The 17,294-nt window shown below is 72.7% G+C and carries 17 protein-coding genes, 1 other RNA gene and 1 pseudogene; 14 read left to right on the top strand and 5 right to left on the bottom strand.

Annotation, left to right across the window (positions count from 1 at the left end; genetic code table 11):
• Window positions 1-143: 143 nt before the first annotated feature.
• The 4 genes from nrdR to ACYU7H_RS04075 are packed head-to-tail and all read left to right on the top strand — an operon-like array spanning window position 144 to window position 3,173.
• The gene (gene nrdR, locus ACYU7H_RS04090; RefSeq protein WP_460812693.1) at window positions 144-668 is read left to right on the top strand and encodes a transcriptional regulator NrdR; all 525 of its coding nucleotides are present in this window, start codon (window positions 144-146) and stop codon (window positions 666-668) included.
• Window positions 665-1,789, top strand: a complete 1,125-nt coding sequence (gene ribD / locus ACYU7H_RS04085) for a bifunctional diaminohydroxyphosphoribosylaminopyrimidine deaminase/5-amino-6-(5-phosphoribosylamino)uracil reductase RibD (RefSeq protein ID WP_460812691.1) — start codon at window positions 665-667, stop codon at window positions 1,787-1,789. The genes nrdR and ribD overlap by 4 nt, the downstream gene beginning before the upstream one ends.
• On the top strand, window positions 1,786-2,547 hold the full coding sequence (locus ACYU7H_RS04080; RefSeq protein WP_460812689.1) for a class I SAM-dependent methyltransferase: 762 nt from the start codon (window positions 1,786-1,788) through the stop codon (window positions 2,545-2,547). The genes ribD and ACYU7H_RS04080 overlap by 4 nt, the downstream gene beginning before the upstream one ends.
• Window positions 2,547-3,173 (top strand): riboflavin synthase, encoded by a 627-nt coding sequence (locus ACYU7H_RS04075; RefSeq protein ID WP_460812687.1) that lies wholly within the window; start codon window positions 2,547-2,549, stop codon window positions 3,171-3,173. The genes ACYU7H_RS04080 and ACYU7H_RS04075 overlap by 1 nt, the downstream gene beginning before the upstream one ends.
• On the opposite strand, the gene ACYU7H_RS04070 is transcribed toward ACYU7H_RS04075, so the two are convergent.
• Together ACYU7H_RS04070 and ACYU7H_RS04065 are read right to left on the bottom strand one after the other, a co-directional pair.
• Window positions 3,136-4,077, bottom strand: coding sequence for a hypothetical protein (locus ACYU7H_RS04070; RefSeq protein ID WP_460812685.1), 942 nt, complete (start codon window positions 4,075-4,077; stop codon window positions 3,136-3,138). The genes ACYU7H_RS04075 and ACYU7H_RS04070 overlap by 38 nt on opposite strands.
• A 58-nt stretch (window positions 4,078-4,135) precedes the next feature.
• A complete protein-coding gene (locus ACYU7H_RS04065) occupies window positions 4,136-4,687 on the bottom strand; it encodes a hypothetical protein (RefSeq protein WP_460812683.1) in 552 nt (183 codons plus the stop codon).
• Window positions 4,688-4,907: 220 nt separating this feature from the next.
• Between ACYU7H_RS04065 and ribB the strand changes: the two genes are divergently transcribed.
• From ribB to thiL, 4 genes are all read left to right on the top strand, one after another.
• Complete coding sequence (gene ribB / locus ACYU7H_RS04060; protein ID WP_460812682.1) at window positions 4,908-6,020, top strand: 3,4-dihydroxy-2-butanone-4-phosphate synthase; 1,113 nt, start codon at window positions 4,908-4,910, stop codon at window positions 6,018-6,020.
• A gap of 30 nt (window positions 6,021-6,050) precedes the next feature.
• The gene (ribH, locus tag ACYU7H_RS04055) at window positions 6,051-6,518 is read left to right on the top strand and encodes a 6,7-dimethyl-8-ribityllumazine synthase (RefSeq protein ID WP_460812680.1); all 468 of its coding nucleotides are present in this window, start codon (window positions 6,051-6,053) and stop codon (window positions 6,516-6,518) included.
• Window positions 6,515-6,970, top strand: coding sequence for a transcription antitermination factor NusB (gene nusB / locus ACYU7H_RS04050; RefSeq protein ID WP_460812678.1), 456 nt, complete (start codon window positions 6,515-6,517; stop codon window positions 6,968-6,970). Before ribH ends, nusB begins: the two co-directional genes overlap by 4 nt.
• 61 nt (window positions 6,971-7,031) lie before the next feature.
• The gene (gene thiL / locus ACYU7H_RS04045; protein ID WP_460812677.1) at window positions 7,032-8,045 is read left to right on the top strand and encodes a thiamine-phosphate kinase; all 1,014 of its coding nucleotides are present in this window, start codon (window positions 7,032-7,034) and stop codon (window positions 8,043-8,045) included.
• A 371-nt stretch (window positions 8,046-8,416) separates the two neighbouring features.
• Here the strand turns inward: thiL and ACYU7H_RS04040 are convergent, their stop codons facing one another.
• Genes ACYU7H_RS04040 through ACYU7H_RS04030 form a run of 3 tightly spaced genes read right to left on the bottom strand, consistent with a single transcriptional unit; the run spans window position 8,417 to window position 11,715 of the window.
• A complete protein-coding gene (locus ACYU7H_RS04040; RefSeq protein WP_460812675.1) occupies window positions 8,417-9,802 on the bottom strand; it encodes an FAD-binding oxidoreductase in 1,386 nt (461 codons plus the stop codon).
• A 37-nt stretch (window positions 9,803-9,839) separates the two neighbouring features.
• A complete protein-coding gene (locus ACYU7H_RS04035) occupies window positions 9,840-10,244 on the bottom strand; it encodes a YraN family protein (protein ID WP_460812673.1) in 405 nt (134 codons plus the stop codon).
• Window positions 10,228-11,715 carry a penicillin-binding protein activator gene (locus ACYU7H_RS04030; protein WP_460812672.1) on the bottom strand — a complete coding sequence of 496 codons (1,488 nt, stop codon included), beginning with the start codon at window positions 11,713-11,715 and terminating at the stop codon, window positions 10,228-10,230. Before ACYU7H_RS04030 ends, ACYU7H_RS04035 begins: the two co-directional genes overlap by 17 nt.
• Window positions 11,716-11,785: 70 nt before the next feature.
• Between ACYU7H_RS04030 and rsmI the strand changes: the two genes are divergently transcribed.
• From rsmI to ACYU7H_RS04000, 6 genes and pseudogenes are all read left to right on the top strand, one after another.
• The gene (gene rsmI, locus ACYU7H_RS04025; protein ID WP_460812670.1) at window positions 11,786-12,652 is read left to right on the top strand and encodes a 16S rRNA (cytidine(1402)-2'-O)-methyltransferase; all 867 of its coding nucleotides are present in this window, start codon (window positions 11,786-11,788) and stop codon (window positions 12,650-12,652) included.
• 12 nt (window positions 12,653-12,664) lie between these two features.
• Window positions 12,665-13,016, top strand: an RNA gene (gene rnpB / locus ACYU7H_RS04020) — RNase P RNA component class A.
• Window positions 13,017-13,847: 831 nt separating this feature from the next.
• Window positions 13,848-14,294, top strand: a complete 447-nt coding sequence (gene mraZ, locus ACYU7H_RS04015) for a division/cell wall cluster transcriptional repressor MraZ (RefSeq protein WP_460812668.1) — start codon at window positions 13,848-13,850, stop codon at window positions 14,292-14,294.
• Window positions 14,291-15,244 (top strand): 16S rRNA (cytosine(1402)-N(4))-methyltransferase RsmH, encoded by a 954-nt coding sequence (gene rsmH / locus ACYU7H_RS04010; protein ID WP_460812666.1) that lies wholly within the window; start codon window positions 14,291-14,293, stop codon window positions 15,242-15,244. Before mraZ ends, rsmH begins: the two co-directional genes overlap by 4 nt.
• Window positions 15,241-15,513: a cell division protein FtsL gene (ftsL, locus tag ACYU7H_RS04005; protein ID WP_460812664.1), complete on the top strand. Its 273-nt coding sequence runs from the start codon at window positions 15,241-15,243 to the stop codon at window positions 15,511-15,513. The genes rsmH and ftsL overlap by 4 nt, the downstream gene beginning before the upstream one ends.
• Window positions 15,510-17,270: pseudogene (locus tag ACYU7H_RS04000) on the top strand (peptidoglycan D,D-transpeptidase FtsI family protein); the annotation flags it as partial. The gene ftsL and the pseudogene ACYU7H_RS04000, both read left to right, overlap by 4 nt.
• Window positions 17,271-17,294 lie beyond the last annotated feature (24 nt).

Here is a 17,294-nt window from a genome sequence, read left to right as displayed (position 1 = left end):
ACCCCCGTCGTCCCCACCCCCCCTGTCGTCCCGAACGCAGTGAGGGACCTGCGTTTCCGGTGCACGCCGCGGATGAAGAGCAATAGCAGGTTCCTCGCTGCGCTCGGAACGACATCGGTTGCGGGCGGAAGCCGCGCACGCTGATGCACTGCCTCTTCTGCCAGCACGACGACACCCGGGTGATCGACTCGCGCGTGTCCGAGGACGGCGCCACCATCCGCCGGCGCCGCGAGTGCGCCGCCTGCGGCGAGCGCTTCTCCACGCTGGAGACGATCGAACTCAAGCTGCCCGCCATCATCAAGGGCGACGGACGGCGCGAGCCGTTCGATGCGCGCAAGCTCCGCCACGGCTTCGATCGCGCGCTGCACAAGCGGCCGGTCTCGGAGGAGGAGGTGGAGGCCGCCGTGCGCGCGGTGGTCCATCAGCTGCGCATGACCGCCGAGCGCGAGGTCGCCTCGCGCCGCGTCGGCGAGTTCGTGATGTCGGAACTGCGCAAGCTCGACCACGTCGGCTACGTCCGCTACGCCTCGGTCTACCGCGCGTTCGAGGACGTGGCGGATTTCCGCGAGGAACTCGACCGCCTGGAGAGCGACAGCGCCGGCGAGGGCCAGTTGCCGCTGCTGGATCCGGATGCACCGGCGGGCCGCACCGGGAAGCGACGCCCATGAAGAAGACGACGATGGACGGACCCGCGTTCAGCGCGATCGACCACGCGCTGATGGCACGTGCGCTGCGCCTGGCCGACAAGGGCGCGTACACCACGCGGCCGAACCCGATGGTCGGTTGCGTGCTGGCGCAGGGCGACCGGATCGTCGGCGAGGGCTGGCACGTGCGCGCCGGCGAGCCGCATGCCGAAGTGCATGCGCTCAAGGCGGCGGGCAAGGACGCGCGCGGCGCGACCTGCTACGTGACGCTGGAGCCGTGCGCGCACGACGGCCGCACCGGTCCATGCGCCGACGCGCTCGTGCGCGCCGGCGTGGCGCGGGTGGTGGCGGCGATGCGCGATCCGTTCGACCAGGTCGACGGAGCCGGCCTCGAAGTCCTGCGCCAGGCCGGTATCCAGGTCGACGTGGGCCTGCTCGAGCGCGAGGCGCGCGAGCTCAACCGGGGATTCGTGTCCCGCATCGTGCGTGGCCGGCCGTGGGTCCGGGTGAAGCTCGCGAGCAGCCTCGACGGGCGGTCCGCGCTCGCCGACGGCGACTCCAAGTGGATCAGCGGCGAGGCGTCGCGTGCCGACGTCCAGCGCTGGCGTGCACGGTCGGGCGCGATCCTCACCGGCGCGGGCACCGTGCTGGCGGACGACCCGTCGCTGACGGTCCGCCTCGGGGACGACACGCCGTTCGTCCCGCCGCTGCGCGTGGTGCTGGACCCGGGCCTGGCGACGGTCTCGCGCGGCAAGGTGCGCGAGGGCGACGCGCCCACCCTGTACGTCCATGCGCCTGACGTGAAGCCCCCTCGCGGCCTCACTGCAGAGCGCGTCCACGTGCCGGTCCATCGCGGGGGGTTCGACCTGCTTGCCGTGATGAAGCTCCTCGCGGAACGGCAGATCAACGAAGTGCAGGTGGAAACCGGCGCCACGCTGGCCGGTGCGCTGCTGGCCAGCGGGCTGGTCGACGAGTTGCTGCTCTACGTCGCGCCGGTGCTGCTCGGCGCGGAGGCCCGGCCCCTGTTCGACGGCCTGGACATCGCGACGATGGGCGAGCGCCTGGGACTCGACATCCTGGAAACGCGCCGGTTCGGCCACGACCTGCGCGTGCTGCTGCGTCCGCCGGAACCCGCCAGGCCATGACCGCGCGCGTGGCGTTCGCCGACCACTTCTCGGCGGTCGCGGCGGACTACGCCGGCGCCCGGCCGGACTATCCCGACGCGCTGTTCGACTGGATCGCCGCGATCGCCCCCGGCAGGGCGCTGGCCTGGGAGGCGGGCTGCGGCAGCGGGCAGGCCACCGCGGACCTGGCCACGCGCTTCGACCGTGTGCACGCGACCGACCCGAGCGTCGCCCAGGTGGCGCAGGCCCGTGGGCCGTCCAACGTCCGGTTCGTGGTCGAACGCGCCGAGGCCTGCAGCCTGGCCGACGGGAGCGCGGACGTCGCCTGCGTCGCACAGGCGCTGCACTGGTTCGACCGCGACGCGTACTTCGCCGGATGCGATCGCGTGCTGCGCCCCGGCGGCGTTCTGGTGGCCTGGGGCTACGGGGATGTCGTCGTGTCGGCGTCGCTGCGCGCGGCGAACGATGCGTTCCAGCGCGACATCCGGGCGCACTGGCCCGCCGAACGCGCGTTGGTCGACGCGGCGTACGCGGGTTTCGCCTGGCCGTTCGAGCGGGTGGACGCGCCGGCGTTCGCGATGACCGCACGCTGGCCGCTGTCGCGCCTGCTGCGCTACTTCGCCAGCTATTCGGCCTCCCGGCGCTGCCGGGACGCCACCGGCCACGATCCGGTCGAGGCGCACCGCGCCACGTTCGAAGCCGCGTGGCCCGACGCCGCGGTGCCGGTCGACGTGCGTTGGCCACTGTTCGTCCATGCCCGCAGTAAGGGGACGGCCTGATGTTCACCGGGCTGGTGGAGGGCGTCGGCACGCTGGCCGGTCGCGACGCGCGCGGCGGCGACGCGCGCCTGCGCATCGCGATCGGCACGTTGCCCTGGGGCGACGGCGCGGCCGTGGCGCTGGGGGAGAGCATCGCCGTCAACGGCACGTGCCTGACGGTGGTCGCCTTCGACGACGGCGGGTTCGAGGCGGACGCCTCCAACGAAACGCTCGCGCTGACGACGCTCGGGGAACTCGAGCTCGGACGCGCGGTGAACCTGGAGCGCGCGCTTCGCGCCGACGCGCGCCTCGGCGGGCACCTGGTGAGCGGCCACGTGGACGGCGTCGGCCGCGTGCTGTCGGTCACCGGCGACGCGCGCGCGCAACGCTGGCGCTTCGCGGCGCCCGCGCGGCTGATGCGCTACCTCGCCACCAAGGGCTCGATCTGCGTCGACGGGGTCAGCCTGACGGTCAACGCGGTCGAGGACGCCGCCGCGGACGCCGGCGGCGGCGACGGTGCCTTCGAGGTCGCGCTGGTCCCGCATACCGTCGCGCACACGGCGTTCGGCGCCACGGCGCCCGGCGACCCGGTCAACCTGGAGGTCGACGTCATCGCCCGTTACGCGGAGCGGTTGCTGGCGCGCTGACGCCGCACGTGGCGCCGTTGGAGTCGCGCCAGAGTTCGCCGGGTTTGCTGTCCATGAAGTCGGGTGCCCGTGCTTCGACGCAGGCGCAGTAGCCGCGGATGGAAGCAAACCTCGGATCTGCTTCCGACTCGACCGGTTCCGTCCCCAGGAAGAGGCCGAGGTTGAGCTGTGCGAGGACGCCGCCCCGGAGGCTTGTGCGCGTTTCATTGCGGAAACGAAGTCCGAGAAATTCTCTCGGCGTGTCCTGGGTGAAGAGATCGAGCAGGATGGGTGGCAGGACGTGCGCGACCTCCAGCGTCGAAGGAATGCGCCCCGCGGAGTCGAGCCAGCTGCAGGCCTGCGCGGTGTACGCGAGCGCCTCGTTGTTGACCAGGTGCAGGTCGCGGCGATGGAGTTTCACGTGCGTGAGTTCGTGCGCCACTGCCAGTGCACCCCTGGCCGGTGCGGATTCGATGTCGTCGCATGCCATGTGCACACCGACCGCGATGCTGGCCTCGGTTCCGCCGAGGCGGAAGATTCCCTCGCGCAACGCGAAGGAGCGGCCTTCCGGGACCAGGTGGATGGTGACGGCTACCGGAAGTTCCTTCAGTGCACGTCGTACCTCGGGCGCCCGGGCGGCGGCTGCCATCGAACGCGACGCGCGCTGGAGTGCCTGCCGGCTCGGTGTCGACCTGCATGTCGCGTCCGGATGGAGCTTCCACGCGACCCGGAACCGATCATCGATCCGATCGATGTGGATGTCGGCAAACCCGGCCGGTGCCACGGGAGGACCGCCGCCGAGTTGCGTCCGAAGCGTCGTGGGATGCCCGGTGAACCAGTTGAAGAACAGGCGAACCTCTGCGTGGACGGGGCTTGCCACTAGCAACGCTGCAAGCGCAAGTAATGCGGCTCTGCTTCCTTTCATTGGCTTTCGTCCCTGATGCGTGCGGGAAGCCGGGCTTGCGCCCGGCTTCCGTTGGCGATTACTGCATTCGACGGAAGTCCCCGTCGGGGAACTGCGCGTGGTGCCACGAGTCTGTGGCCGCGGCGACGTCGGTGCCAAGGTACTTCAGGACGAGCGAGAAGACGTTCGTGCCCGTGACGGATCCGACGCGGACGCCGTCGATGTCCATCTCGATCGCCGTTGCACCGACCGCGGTCGCGCGAAGCCAGCGGTTGACCATCACCGGATCCGCCAGCCTGAGGGCATCGCCCGACCGGTTAACGGTGAACGTCCTGCTTGCGTAGGTGGTGTCGTCCACCTTCAGGCGGATCGTTGCGGTCGACGTGTTGGACAGCACCGGGACATTGCCTTGGCCCAGGTCCGCGGCGACCCCGTTGGCGTCGAACGCCGCCAACTCGGCGGAAGTGATCGGTGCCTTGTGCGACCTCAGCACGAAACTCGGTCGGCACGTCGCGGTGGCGCTGCCCGAGTCGTAGTCACAGGCGTCCTGGAAGAACTTGACGAGGTCGCATCCGCTGAGCGCGATGCCACCCAGCACGATCAGGCCGATCAGGCGTGTCTTTCCGAACATGGGTCCAACTCCTTTTGGTCATGAGCGCTGCGTCCTGCAGCGGCGGGCTTTTTAGTCCGCGATCCGGCCCGCGTCCACCCGGGTGGAGGCCCGCGAAGGGGCGGGCCGCGTGGCCGTCCCATCCACGGAACACAGCACCATCAGGCACTTGCGCGACACGACCCCCGCCGATCGGCGAAAATGGTCGGGTTTCCCCCACGCCACGCCCTCCGGAATCGCCATGGCCTTCGCACCCATCCCCGACCTGCTCGACGAGATCCGCGCCGGGCGGATGGTCGTGATCGTCGACGACGAAGACCGCGAGAACGAGGGCGACCTGATCATGGCCGCCGAGCTCGTGCGGCCGCAGGACGTGAACTTCATGGTCACGCACGCGCGCGGCCTGGTGTGCCTGTCGCTCACGCGCGAGCGCTGCGGCCAGCTCGGCCTGCCGCCGATGGTCCGCGACAACACCTCGCAGCACCACACGAACTTCACCGTCTCGATCGAGGCGGCCGAGGGCGTGACCACCGGCATCAGCGCGTACGACCGCGCCCACACCATCCGCACCGCCGTGCGGCCGGACGCCAAGCCGGCCGACCTCAGCCAGCCGGGCCACATCTTCCCGCTGCAGTCCCAGCCCGGCGGCGTGCTCAGCCGTGCCGGCCACACGGAGGCCGCGGGCGACCTGTCGATGCTCGCCGGCCTGGAGCCGGCCGGCGTGCTGGTCGAGATCCTCAACCCCGATGGGACCATGGCCCGCCGGCCGGAACTGGAGGTGTTCGCGCGCGAGCACGGCTTGATGATGGGGTCGATCGCCGACCTGATCGCCCACCGCCTCGCCACCGAGCACACCGTCGAGCGCATCGAGGAGCGCGACATCGACACCGAGTTCGGCCCGTTCCGGATGGTCTGCTACCGCGACCGCATCGCGCACGACCTGCACTTCGCGCTGGTGCGCGGCGCGCCGGACGCGGCCACCCCGACGCTGGTCCGCGTGCAGGTCGAGAACCCGTTGGCGGACCTGCTCCACTGGCGCCGCGAGGACTTCGGCGTGCATGCCACCGACGCGCTGCGCGCGATCGACGCCGCGGGGCAGGGCGTGATGGTGGTGCTGTCGGCGCCTCGCGACCCGGCCTCGCTGCTGGCCCGCCTGCGCGCGCAGCCGGAGGCGGCCTCCGGCAAGGACGTCGGCCAGTGGCGCCGCAACGGCGCGGGCGCCCAGATCCTGGCCGACCTCGGCCTGGGACGCCTGCGCGTGCTGGGTCCGCCGCGCAAGCAGGTCGGGCTCGGCGGCTTCGGGCTGGAGGTGGTCGAGTACGTCGATCCGGCCGGCCCCGCGGCGCTACGCTAGACTGCGCACCCCCGCCGGACCCCCGCCCCGATGCCCCACCTCGAAGGCGACCTGCGCGCCCCCGACGGCGCGCGCTTCGCGATCCTCGCCAGCCGCTGGAACCCGCGCATCACCGATGCGCTGGTGGCCGGCGCGCGCAAGGTGTTCGCCGACAACGGCGTGGACGAGGCCGCGGTGGACGTGGTCCGCGTGCCCGGTGCGTGGGAGCTTCCGCTCGTCGCGGCCCGGCTCGCGGCCGCCGGCGGTCACGCCGCGGTGGTCGCGCTCGGTTGCGTGGCGCGCGGCGACACCCGCCACTACGAGCACGTCGCCGACCGCTGCGCGGAAGGGTTGATGCGCGTGTCGCTGGACTTCGGCATGCCGGTGCTCAACGGCGTGCTCGCGGTGGAACGCTTCGAGGACGCCGAGGCCCGCGCCGGTGGCACCCACGGCAACAAGGGCGAGGAGGCCGCGCTGGCCGCGATCGAGATGGCCCACCTGCTGGAGCAACTGCCATGAACCGGCGCCGCGACGGCATCGACCCGGTCGCGCGCTCGCGCGCGCGCCGCCGCGCGCTGCAGGCGGTCTACGCCTGGCAGGTGTCCGGCGGCGACGCGCGCAGCGTCATCGCCCAGTTCGCGCACGAGCAGGCGCACGAAGTCGCCGACCTCGAGTACTTCGAGGACCTGGTGCGCGGCGTCATCGCGCACGTGGCCGACCTCGACGCCGCGCTGGCCGGCTTCCTCGACCGGCCCGTCGAGCAGGTCGACCAGGTCGAGCGCGCCGCGCTGCGCATCGCCGCGTACGAACTCCGCCACCGGATGGACATTCCCTACCGCGTGGTGATCAACGAGGCCATCGACAGCACCAAGCGCTTCGGCTCCGAGCACGGCCACACCTACGTCAACGGCGTCCTCGACAAGGCCGCCGCCCAGTGGCGCGAAACCGAGGCCCGCGCCCCGCGCGACTAGCCAAAACCCCTGTCGTCCCGAGCACAGCGAGGGACCTGCATCTCGGCATCGGACCCACCCCATGCCCGAATTCGATCTCATCGCCCGCATCCGCGCCCGCGCGACCGCGCGCGACGACGTCCTGCTCGGCATCGGCGACGACGCCGCGCTGCTGCAGGTGCCGGCCCATCGATCCCTCGTGGTCGCCACCGACACGCTCAACGCCGGCATCCACTTCCCCGTCGACACCGCGCCCGCCGACATCGGCTGGAAGGCGCTGGCCGTCAACCTGTCCGACCTCGCGGCCATGGGCGCGCTGCCCGCGTGGTGCACGCTGTCGCTCTCGCTGCCGCAGGCGGACGACGCCTGGATCGACGCGTTCCTCGACGGCTTGCTGGACCTGGCGGGAGCGCACGATGTCGCCCTCGTGGGCGGCGACACGACCCGGGGGCCATTGTCGATCTGCGTGACCGTGCACGGGTTCGTCGATGCGCCGCAGGCGCTCCTGCGCAGCGGTGCGCGCGTCGGGGATGACGTTTGGGTGACGGGCACGCTGGGCGATGCCGCGGGCGCGCTGGCGCTGCTGCAGGCCTCGGAGGCGATCGTGACCCCGGTGTGCGAAGCGGCGCCGGTACTGCGCGCGGCCGAGGCGGGGGAACTGCAGTCGCTCGCGATCCTGCGGCCGCGCCTGGACCGGCCCGTGCCGAGGCTGGCGGCCGGCCACGCCCTCGCCGGACTGGCGCACGCGGCGATCGACGTTTCGGACGGGCTGGTCGCGGATGCCGGCCATGTCGCGACCGCGAGCGGCCTGGCCATCGACCTCGACATCGAGGCGTTGCCGGCGTCCGACGCACTCCGCGCGGCTTTCCCCGACGATGCGCGGCGCCTCGCCCTGCAGGCCACGGGCGGCGACGACTACGAACTGTGCTTCACGGCCGCTGCCGTCGATCGCGACGCGGTGCGCGCGGCGCTGCAGGCCGTCGGCCTCGACGCCACCATCGTGGGCCGCGTCGTGCCGGGCGTGGGCGTGCGCGCGAAGCACGCCGACGGCAGCGCGTGGCAGCCGCCGCGTGCCGGGCACGAGCATTTCGCGTGACGCCGGCGTCACGCCCGCCGCGCGCGACGCGTCTCCGAAAGCAATCGCGCACGCAGGTGCGCTCCTACCGATCGATCCGCCACATCCCCATCCCCCGTAGGAGCGGGCCTACGCCCGCGATCGCCTGCGCCCCGACGACCTGACCTCCGCGCAATCGCGCGCGTAGGCGCGCTCCTACGGTGGGACATGGATTCATCGGTCTCGCGCCGGATGGAATCGCCTTTACCGGCCGTGCCGCTGTAGGCGCGGGCCTACGCCCGCGATCGCCTGCGCCGCGACATCCTGGCCACCGGGCAATCGCGCGCGTAGGCGCGCTCCTACGGGGGTCGGTAAGTGGCTGTGCAATCCTCGTGCGGGTTGCACGGGGTGGATCATCCGTCGGGCAGCAGCTTGCCCGGGTTGAGGATGCCGTCCGGATCGAACACGCGCTTCACCCCGCGCATCAGCCCCAGCGTCGGTGCGCCCACCGCCCGGGCCATGAAGTCGCGCTTGAGCAGGCCGATGCCGTGTTCGCCGGACAGCGTTCCGCCCAGTTCGATCGCCAGTTCGAACACGCCCGCCAGCGCGGCGTCGGCGCGTCCGGACTGGTCCGCATCCGACGGGTCGTACAGGATGTTGACGTGCAGGTTGCCGTTGCCGGCGTGGCCGAAGCTGACGATCGGCAACGCGAACTCGCGCGACAGCGACTGCACGCCGGAGACCAGTTCGGGAATCCGCGACACCGGGACGACCACGTCCTCGTTGATCTTTCCCGGCGCCAGCGTGCGCAGCGCGGGCGACAGCGCCTTGCGCGCGGCCCACAGCGACGCCGCGGCGGCCTCGTCGGCCGCGTCGTCGATGGCGACGAGCCCGTCGCCGCCGGCCGCGGCCATGACCGCCTCCACCGCGGACGGCAGGCTGTCGTCGTCCCCATCGGCCTCGAGCATCAACAGCGCGCCGGCATCCTCCGGCAGGTCCGCGCCACCGACGGTGCGCGCCAGGCGCACGCAGTCGCCATCCATGAATTCGAGCATCGACGGTGTCTGCGGCTGCGCCATCAACCGCGCGACGGCCGCCGCGGCGGATTCGACGTCGCGGTACAGCGCGCGGATCGCGCGGCGCCGCGTCGGCTTCGGCACCAGCCGCAGGCTCGCCTCCACCACCAGCGCCAGCGTGCCCTCGCTGCCGACGACCAGCCGCTGCAGGTCGTAGCCGGTCGCGCCCTTGGTGGTCTCGCTGCCGAGCCGCAGCAGCTCGCCCGCGCCGGTGACCACGGTGAGGGCGAGTACGTTGTCGCGCGTCGCGCCGTACTTCACCGCCCGCGGGCCGCCCGCGTTGCAGGCAAGGTTGCCGCCGATGGTGGAGAAGTCCGCGCTGGTCGGATCCGGCGGCCAGAACAACCCGTGCGGCGCGAGCGCGCGCTGCAGGTCGCCGTTGAGCACGCCGGGCTGTACCACCGCGCAGCGGTCGCCGGGACGGATGGCGACGATCCGGTCCATGCGTTCGAACGACACGACCACCCCACCGGCCAGCGGCACCGCGGCGGCGGTCGTGTTGGTCCCGCGCCCGCGCGCGACGATCGGCACGCGGTGCGCGCGGCAGGCCCGCACGAGCGCGACGACCTGGCCGGTGTCGCGTGGCAGGGCCACCGCATCGGGCACCGCGAGGCGCCGCGAGTTGTCGTAGCCGTAGGTCAGGCGCTCGTCGGGATCGCGGCGCCAGCCGTCGCCGAGCAGGGCGGCGAGTTCGCGGTCGAGGGCGTCGGGGAGGTCGGCCATGCGGCGATTATCGTCCCGCGGGGCGGCGCCCGCCCGGTCAGCAGTCGTCCGCGCGGAACGCGTCGCGGATCCAGTGCAGGCGCGGCGTGGCCGGATCGCCGCTGGCTTCGACGACATCGAAGCGGCAGGGCGCGTCGGCGAGGCCACGGTGGCGCGAGAGGAACAGCTGCGCCGCGCGGACCAGCCGCCGGCGCTTGCGGACATCGACCGAGGCCGCGCCGCCCCCGAAGCCGCGTCCGGCGCGGTAGCGCACCTCGACGAAGACGACGGTGGTCGCGTCGCCATCCTCGTCGAGCATCACCAGGTCGAGTTCGCCCGTGCGATAGCTGGCGTTCGCCGCCACCGGGCGGAGCCCTTCGCGCTGCAGGTGCGCGGCGGCCGCGGCCTCGACCGCGGCGCCGCGCGCACGGCGATCGATGCGCGGCTCAGCCGCCGGCGCCATCGGCCAGCGGGACCTGGCGTCCACCGCGGAAGGTCGACCACGCCGGGGAACGCAGCACGTTGCCGACCGCGTCGATCGCCAGAACGCCGGTCGCGCCGCGCAGCTTGCCCTCGACCATGCCCGCGGCGAGCTCGGGGTACGCCGTCAGCAGCCAGGCGTCGTAGCCGAACGCGAACAGCCGCGCCGCGCCGCCGCGTGCGGTGGGCAGGCGCGCACCCAGCGCGTCGGCCGACGGCAGGCCCGCCACGCCGCGCACGGTCCAGGTTTCGGCCGGGAACGCGATGCCGTCGAGCAGCGCGTCCTCGCCGGCATCGCCGGTGCCGAGCGTGAGCTGCGACGTGGCCACGCGCGGCAGCCCCGACAGGCCGGCCATCGACAACTGCGGCACGACTTCGCGCGCCTTCGGCGCACGCACGGCCAGGAACACGGCGTCGGCGGCCGGCACCGTCGCGGGCGGACCCTCGGCGGCCGGCGGCGGGGTCGGCAGGCCGGCACCCGCGGCGACGCGCAACGCGGCCGCGAGGTCCGCGGTCTCGCCGCCGACGTAGAAGGTCTGCGCGACCGAACCGCCCCGCGCCTCGAAGTGCTGGGCGAACGCCTGCGCCGACCGCCCCAGGCTCTCGTCGGTGCCGACCAGCACCAGCGCGCGCCGCTGGCCGCGCTGCAGCAGGTACTCGGCCGCGGCGATGCCCTCGTCCTCGGGCGACAGGGAGAAACTCGCATGGCCGGCGGGCGGCGCATCCTGCGCACGGTTCAGCGCCAGCATCGGCACCGACAGCGCGCCGCTGGCGAACACCGACGCCACTTCGTCGCGGCCCAGAGGTCCGACGACGAAGTCCGCGCCGTCGGCGACCGCGCGGTTGTATGCCGCCAGCGGCCCGCCCATCGCGGTGTCGTGGAACACGACCTCCGGTTTGCGCCGGGTCTCGCCGTGGTAGCCGGCAAGGAAGCCGTCGCGCACCGGCGCGGCAGCGCGCGCCAGGTCGCCGGTCAACGGCAGCAGCATCGCCACCTTCGCGGGCGGGCGGTAGCCGTCCGCCTCGGCGGGCATGCGGCCGTCGAGCGACCAGAGGCCGTCCGAATCGAACGGGCGGGGCAGGGCGAGCCCGCGGCTGAGCAGCGCGCGGCCGGCGAAGGCGTACAGCGGATCGCCCGGCGGGAGCGCAGCGGCTTCGCGCGCCAGCGTGGCGTCGTCGATGCGCGCCAGCAGGGCGTCGATGCGCGCGGCGTTGTCGGCGCGCGCCTGGCCGGCCAGGCCCACATGCGCGCGCGCCAGGTCGGCCGCGGCGGCGAAGTCCGCGTCGACCTGTTGCGCCTGCGGCGCCGGGGCGACCGTCTCGCTGACGCGCACGGTGCTCGCGCAGCCGGCGGCGAGCGCCAGCGCGAGCAAGGGCGTCGCAAGGACGAACCGGGCAGGGGAGGGCGTGCGGTGCTGCGTCGGGCGCGCGGCCCGGTTGGTGCGGTCAGGCATCGGTTGTCGCGCCGCGCGGCGCCCCGTTGGAAACCGCTAGGATTCTAACCATCCCGTTGGTGGAGGCACGATGCACGCTCCCGAAGCCGCCGGCGCCGGCCGCGCCGGCGTCCCGACCGCCGGCACGCTCCACGTCGTCGCCACCCCGATCGGCAACCTGGGCGACCTCTCGTCCCGGGCGCGCGAGGTGCTGTCGACGGTCGCCGCGGTCTGCGCAGAGGACACGCGCCGCACGCGGCAGCTGCTGGCGCATTTCGGCATCGAACGCCCGCTGGTCGCGCTGCACGAGCACAACGAGGACGCGCTCGCGGCGCAGCTGGTGGCCCGGCTCCAGTCCGGCGAGTCCCTCGCGCTGGTGTCGGACGCGGGCACGCCGCTGGTCAGCGATCCCGGGTTCCGGCTGGTGCGCGCCGCGCGTGCCGCCGGCGTGCGGGTCTCGCCGCTGCCTGGCCCGTGCGCCGCGATCGCGGCGATGAGCGTGGCGGGCGTGCCGAGCGACCGGTTCGTGTTCGAGGGCTTCCTGCCCGCGAAGGCCGGTGCGCGCCGGGAGCGCCTGGCAGGCCTGGCGGGCGAGTCGCGCACGCTGGTGTTCTACGAGTCGTCCCACCGCATCGCCGAGAGCCTCGCGGACATGGCCGGCGCCTTCGGCGGCGACCGCCCCGCCGTGGTGGCCCGGGAACTGACCAAGCTCTTCGAAACAGTGCTCGACGGCCCGCTCGACACGCTGGTGGCCAGGCTCGAGGCCGATCCCGACCAGCGCAAGGGCGAGTTCGTGGTGGTGGTCCAGGGCGCGCCGGAGGACGCGGACGCGCGGGTGGCCGAGGGCCGCCGGGTCTACGCGAAGCTCGCCACCCACCTCCCGCCCTCGGCCGCCGCCAGGCTCGCGGCTGAACTCACCGGCGCGCCGCGCAAGGCCCTGTACGGCAGCGCGGAGTAGAATGCGCGCGGCGGAGTCGGCCAGGCAGTCGCGTCATCCCTTCGGGGGTGCCGAGGAAAGTCCGGGCTCCACAGGGCACGGTGCCAGGTAACGCCTGGGCGGCGCGAGCCGACGGAAAGTGCAACAGAGAGCAGACCGCCGATGGCCCGCAAGGGCACAGGCAAGGGTGAAACGGTGCGGTAAGAGCGCACCGCGAGCCTGGCAACAGGCCGGCACGGCAAACCCCACCGGGAGCAAGGCCAAATAGGGAGGCTATGCCGCGGCCCGCGGTGCCTCCGGGTAGGCTGCTCGAGCCATGCGGTGACGCATGGCCTAGAGGAATGACTGTCCACGACAGAACCCGGCTTACAGGCCGGCTCCGCCCCCTCCATCCTCTCGACGACCCTCCCGCAGTGTGCGGGCTTGCGGCCCGACGCTCCGGCCTGGTGGGCGGAATTCGCTCTTCCCTCGATCAGGGCATCCTGCCCTGACTCGGGCGCTGGCCATCCATGGCCAGCTGGACGCGAACACCGCCCACCAGTCCGCAGCTCGTTTCGTCTGTCCCGGTGATCCTTCGGTTGGGTTCTTCGAAGCCGCCATCTATCGCGACCAGGTGCCCGCGGGGGGGATGCCCTCGACAGGGGTGGGCTACGCCTTTCAGGTGTTGATCCGAATCGAAGGAGGCGGCGTGCAGCAGCGGTGAGCCGCGGGCTGATGGCGTGGGGTCGCGCAGAGCAGGCCAGGGATGGCCTGCGCCCGAGTCAGGGCAGGGTGAGCGCGGACGGCTTGCGCGGCACTGCCGCGCGTCCGGGCGAACGCCCGGCGCTATGCGCCGGGCCGGACTCCCGAAGGGAGCCCTGACCGAGGGACAAGCGACCCCGCGGCATCAGACCGTGGCGTCGGTCCGGAAGCCCGGCCGCGGTCCCGCCTGCTGCGATGCAGCACAGGCCTCGCCTCATCGTGGATCGGTCGCGGGGCCCCTGCCTTCGAAGGTCCCTAATCTCAAAAAATGAGACGAAACAGCAGCTAGTGGATAAGTCTTGAACAATTCTCTGAAGTTCGTCGCAAGCCATTGACGGCAAAAGCGAAATTGCCCGCGAAACTTGTTGACAACCCTGTGGGGCGCTCCTAAGGTGGCGCCACGTGGGAAATCCGGGGAAGCCGGGGAATCCCGTGGCAGAAGCCCGCCGCAGACGGGCACCCCACCGGGCAGGCGATGTTCCAGGGCGAGACCGCCATCACCATCGACGACAAGGGCCGCCTGGCGATTCCCACCGCCTGGCGCGACGACGTCGCCCGTGCCTGCGGAAACCGCCTCGTCCTGACCTACAACCCCTTCGAGTCCGGTTGCCTGTACCTGTATCCCCACCAGGTGTGGGAAACGGTGCGCGACCAGATCAACGCGCTGCCGCGCACCCGGAAGAACAGCCGCCTGCTCCAGCTCAAGCTGGTCGGCGCCGCGGCGTTCGTCGAGCCGGACGGCAGCGGCCGCATCTCCATTCCCGCCAGCCACCGCGCCGCCGTCGGCATCGAACGGCGCGCCGTGCTGCTGGGCATGGGGGACAAGTTCGAGCTGTGGAGCGAGCAGGCCCACCACGACCAGATCCGGCAGACGCTCTCTGACGAGGACCTGGGCGGGGAGCTGCTCGACCTGCAGCTGTGACGGGCGGTGGCCCGGATGCCCGGTCCGGCCACCTTCCCGTCCTGTTCGCGCAGACCCTGGAAGGCCTGCGCGTGAGGCCGGACGGAACCTACCTGGATGGCACGTTCGGGCGCGGCGGCCATGCGCGCGGGGTGCTGCAACGACTCGGCCCCGGAGGCCGGCTGCTGCTGATGGACAAGGACCCGGAGGCGATCGCGGAAGCCCGGCGTGAATTCGGCGCCGATCCCCGCGTGGCCGTCTTCCACGGCAGCTTCGCGGAGATGGGCCGCTGGGAGGCCGCCGCCGGCGGCCTGGACGGCGTGCTCCTCGACCTGGGCGTGTCCTCGCCGCAGCTGGACGTGGCCGGCCGCGGCTTCTCGTTCTCCAAGGACGGCCCGCTGGACATGCGCATGGACACCTCGTCCGGCGAGTCCGCGGCGCAATGGCTGGCGCGCGCCGACGAGCGCGAGATCGCGGACGTGCTCTGGACCTATGGCGAGGAGCGCCAGTCGCGCCGGATCGCGCGCGCCATCGTGGCCGCGCGCGCCTCCCACCCGATCGAACGCACCGCCCAGCTCGCCGAACTGATCGCCCGCGCGATGCCGCGCGGCGCGGCGAAGATCCATCCGGCCACGCGCAGCTTCCAGGCCATCCGCATCCACGTGAACCGCGAACTCGAGGACCTCGAGGCGGGGCTGGAGGCGGCGTTCGCGCGCCTGCGGCCGGGTGGCCGGCTGGCCGTGATCAGCTTCCACTCGCTCGAGGACCGGATCGTCAAGCGCTTCATCGCCGCGCGCGCGAAGGCGCCGCCGGCCGACCGCCGTCGTCCGGTCGAAGTCGCGTTCACCCCGACCCTGCGCGCCATCGGCGGGGCGGTGAAGGCCGACCAGGCCGAGGTGGACGCCAATCCGCGCGCCCGCAGCGCGGTGCTGCGCGTGGCCGAGCGGCTCGGCGACGGAGGCGACGCATGACGCCCCGCCGGCACGCCCTGCTTGCCCTCCTGGTCGCCGCCAACATCGGCTCGGCGATCGCGGTCGTGCACGCGCGCCATGAACACCGCCAGCTGTTCTCCAACCTGACGCGGCTGCAGGCCGCGCGCGACGAGCTGGAGATCGAGTTCGGCCGCCTGCAGCTCGAGCAGGCCACCTGGGCGGAGAGCAACCGCGTCGACCAGGTCGCGCGCCGTCGCCTGGACATGCGCTTCCCGGCGCCCGAGGACATCGTGGTGGTGCGTCCGTGATCGGCTGGCCGCGCAAGGACGCCAAGACCGGACGCGGCCGCAAGGCCGTGCCGCGCCCCGCGGCGCGCGCGCGGGCGGGCCAGTTCAACCTGCGCGGGCGGTTGGCGCTGGTCGGCGGCACGCTGGCGCTGTGCTCGCTGGCGCTGGTGGTGCGCGCGGTCGACCTGCAGCTGGTGGACGATGCCTTCTACCGCCGCCAGGGCGACGCGCGGTTCCTGCGCGAACTGCCGATCCCGGTGTCGCGCGGCATGATCACCGACCGCCACGGCGAACCGCTGGCGGTCTCCTCGCCGGTCGAGTCGGTGTGGGCGAACCCGCAGGAACTGCTCAAGGCGCCGGACCGCCTGCCCGAACTGGCGAAGGCGCTGGACGTCCCGCACGAGCACCTGGTGCGCAAGCTGGGCCAGCGCGCGGACAAGGAGTTCGTCTACCTCAAGCGGCGCATGAACCCGGCCGACGCGCAGGCGATCCTCGCGCTCGGCATCCCGGGCGTCGCCAGCCAGCGCGAGTTCCGCCGCTTCTACCCGCAGGGCGAGGCGCTGGCCCACGTGCTGGGCTTCACCAACATCGACGACCAGGGCCAGGAAGGCCTGGAGCTGGCCTTCGACGAGTGGCTGCGCGGCACCCCGGGCCGCAAGAAGGTCATCCGCGACCGCCGGGGCCGGATCGTCGAGAACGTGGACCTGCTGGCCGCGCCGGAACCCGGCCGCGACCTCACGCTGTCCATCGACCGCCGGATCCAGTATCTGGCCTACCGCGAGCTCAAGGAGGCGCTCGTCGAGCACTCCGCCAGCAGCGGTTCGGCGGTCGTGCTGGACGTGGCGACCGGCGAGGTGCTGGCGATGGCCAACCTCCCTTCCTACAACCCCAACGCCGTCGACGCGCGCGACCGCGACGCGCGCCGCAACCGCGCGGTCACCGACGTGGTCGAGCCCGGGTCGACCATGAAGCCGTTCACCGTGGCCGCGGCGCTGGAAGCGCGCGTGGTGACGCCGAGCACGCCCATCGACACCAGCCCCGGCTGGATCGCGCTCGGCCGCTTCACCCCGCGCGACCTGCGCAACTACGGCCTGCTCGACGTCACCGGCGTGATCACCAAGAGCTCGAACGTGGGCTCGATCAAGATCGCGCAGAGGCTTCCGGACAAGGACTTCCACGCGTTCCTGACCAGCGTCGGCTACGGCCACTCCACCGGCAGCGGCTTCCCCGGCGAGTCCTCCGGCGTGCTGCCCAGCCCGGCCAACTGGAGCGGATCGTCCAAGGCGACGATTTCCTACGGCTACGGCCTGTCGGCCACGCCCCTGCAGGTCGCGCAGGCCTACGTGACCCTGGGCAACGGCGGCCGCCGCATCGCCCCGAGCTTCGTCAAGGGGCAGCCGGGCGAATCGGAGCAGGTGATCGATCCGGAGGTCGCGGCCGAGGTCGTGCGGATGATGGAGACGGTGACGCTGCCCGGGGGCACCGCCACGCGCGCGGCGATCCTCGGCTATCGCGTCGCCGGCAAGACCGGCACGTCGCGGCAGGCGAGCGAGGGCGGCTACTCGCGCCGCTACTCGTCGCTGTTCGCCGGCCTGGTGCCGGCCAGCAACCCGCGGTTCGCGATGGTGGTGCTGATCAACGAGCCGGATGCGAGCAAGGGCCACGGCTACGGCGGCGGCGCCGTCGCCGCGCCAGTCTTCCACGACGTCATGGCCGGCGCGCTGCGCCTGATGGACGTGGCGCCCGACGACCTGGACACCTGGATGGCGGCGCAGGCCGACGCGCAGGCGCAACGCGCGAGG

This window comes from Luteimonas pelagia (genome assembly GCF_054776035.1).
The sequence above is the reverse complement of the archived record's forward strand: the minus strand, read 5'-3'. Positions and strand labels throughout refer to the sequence as shown.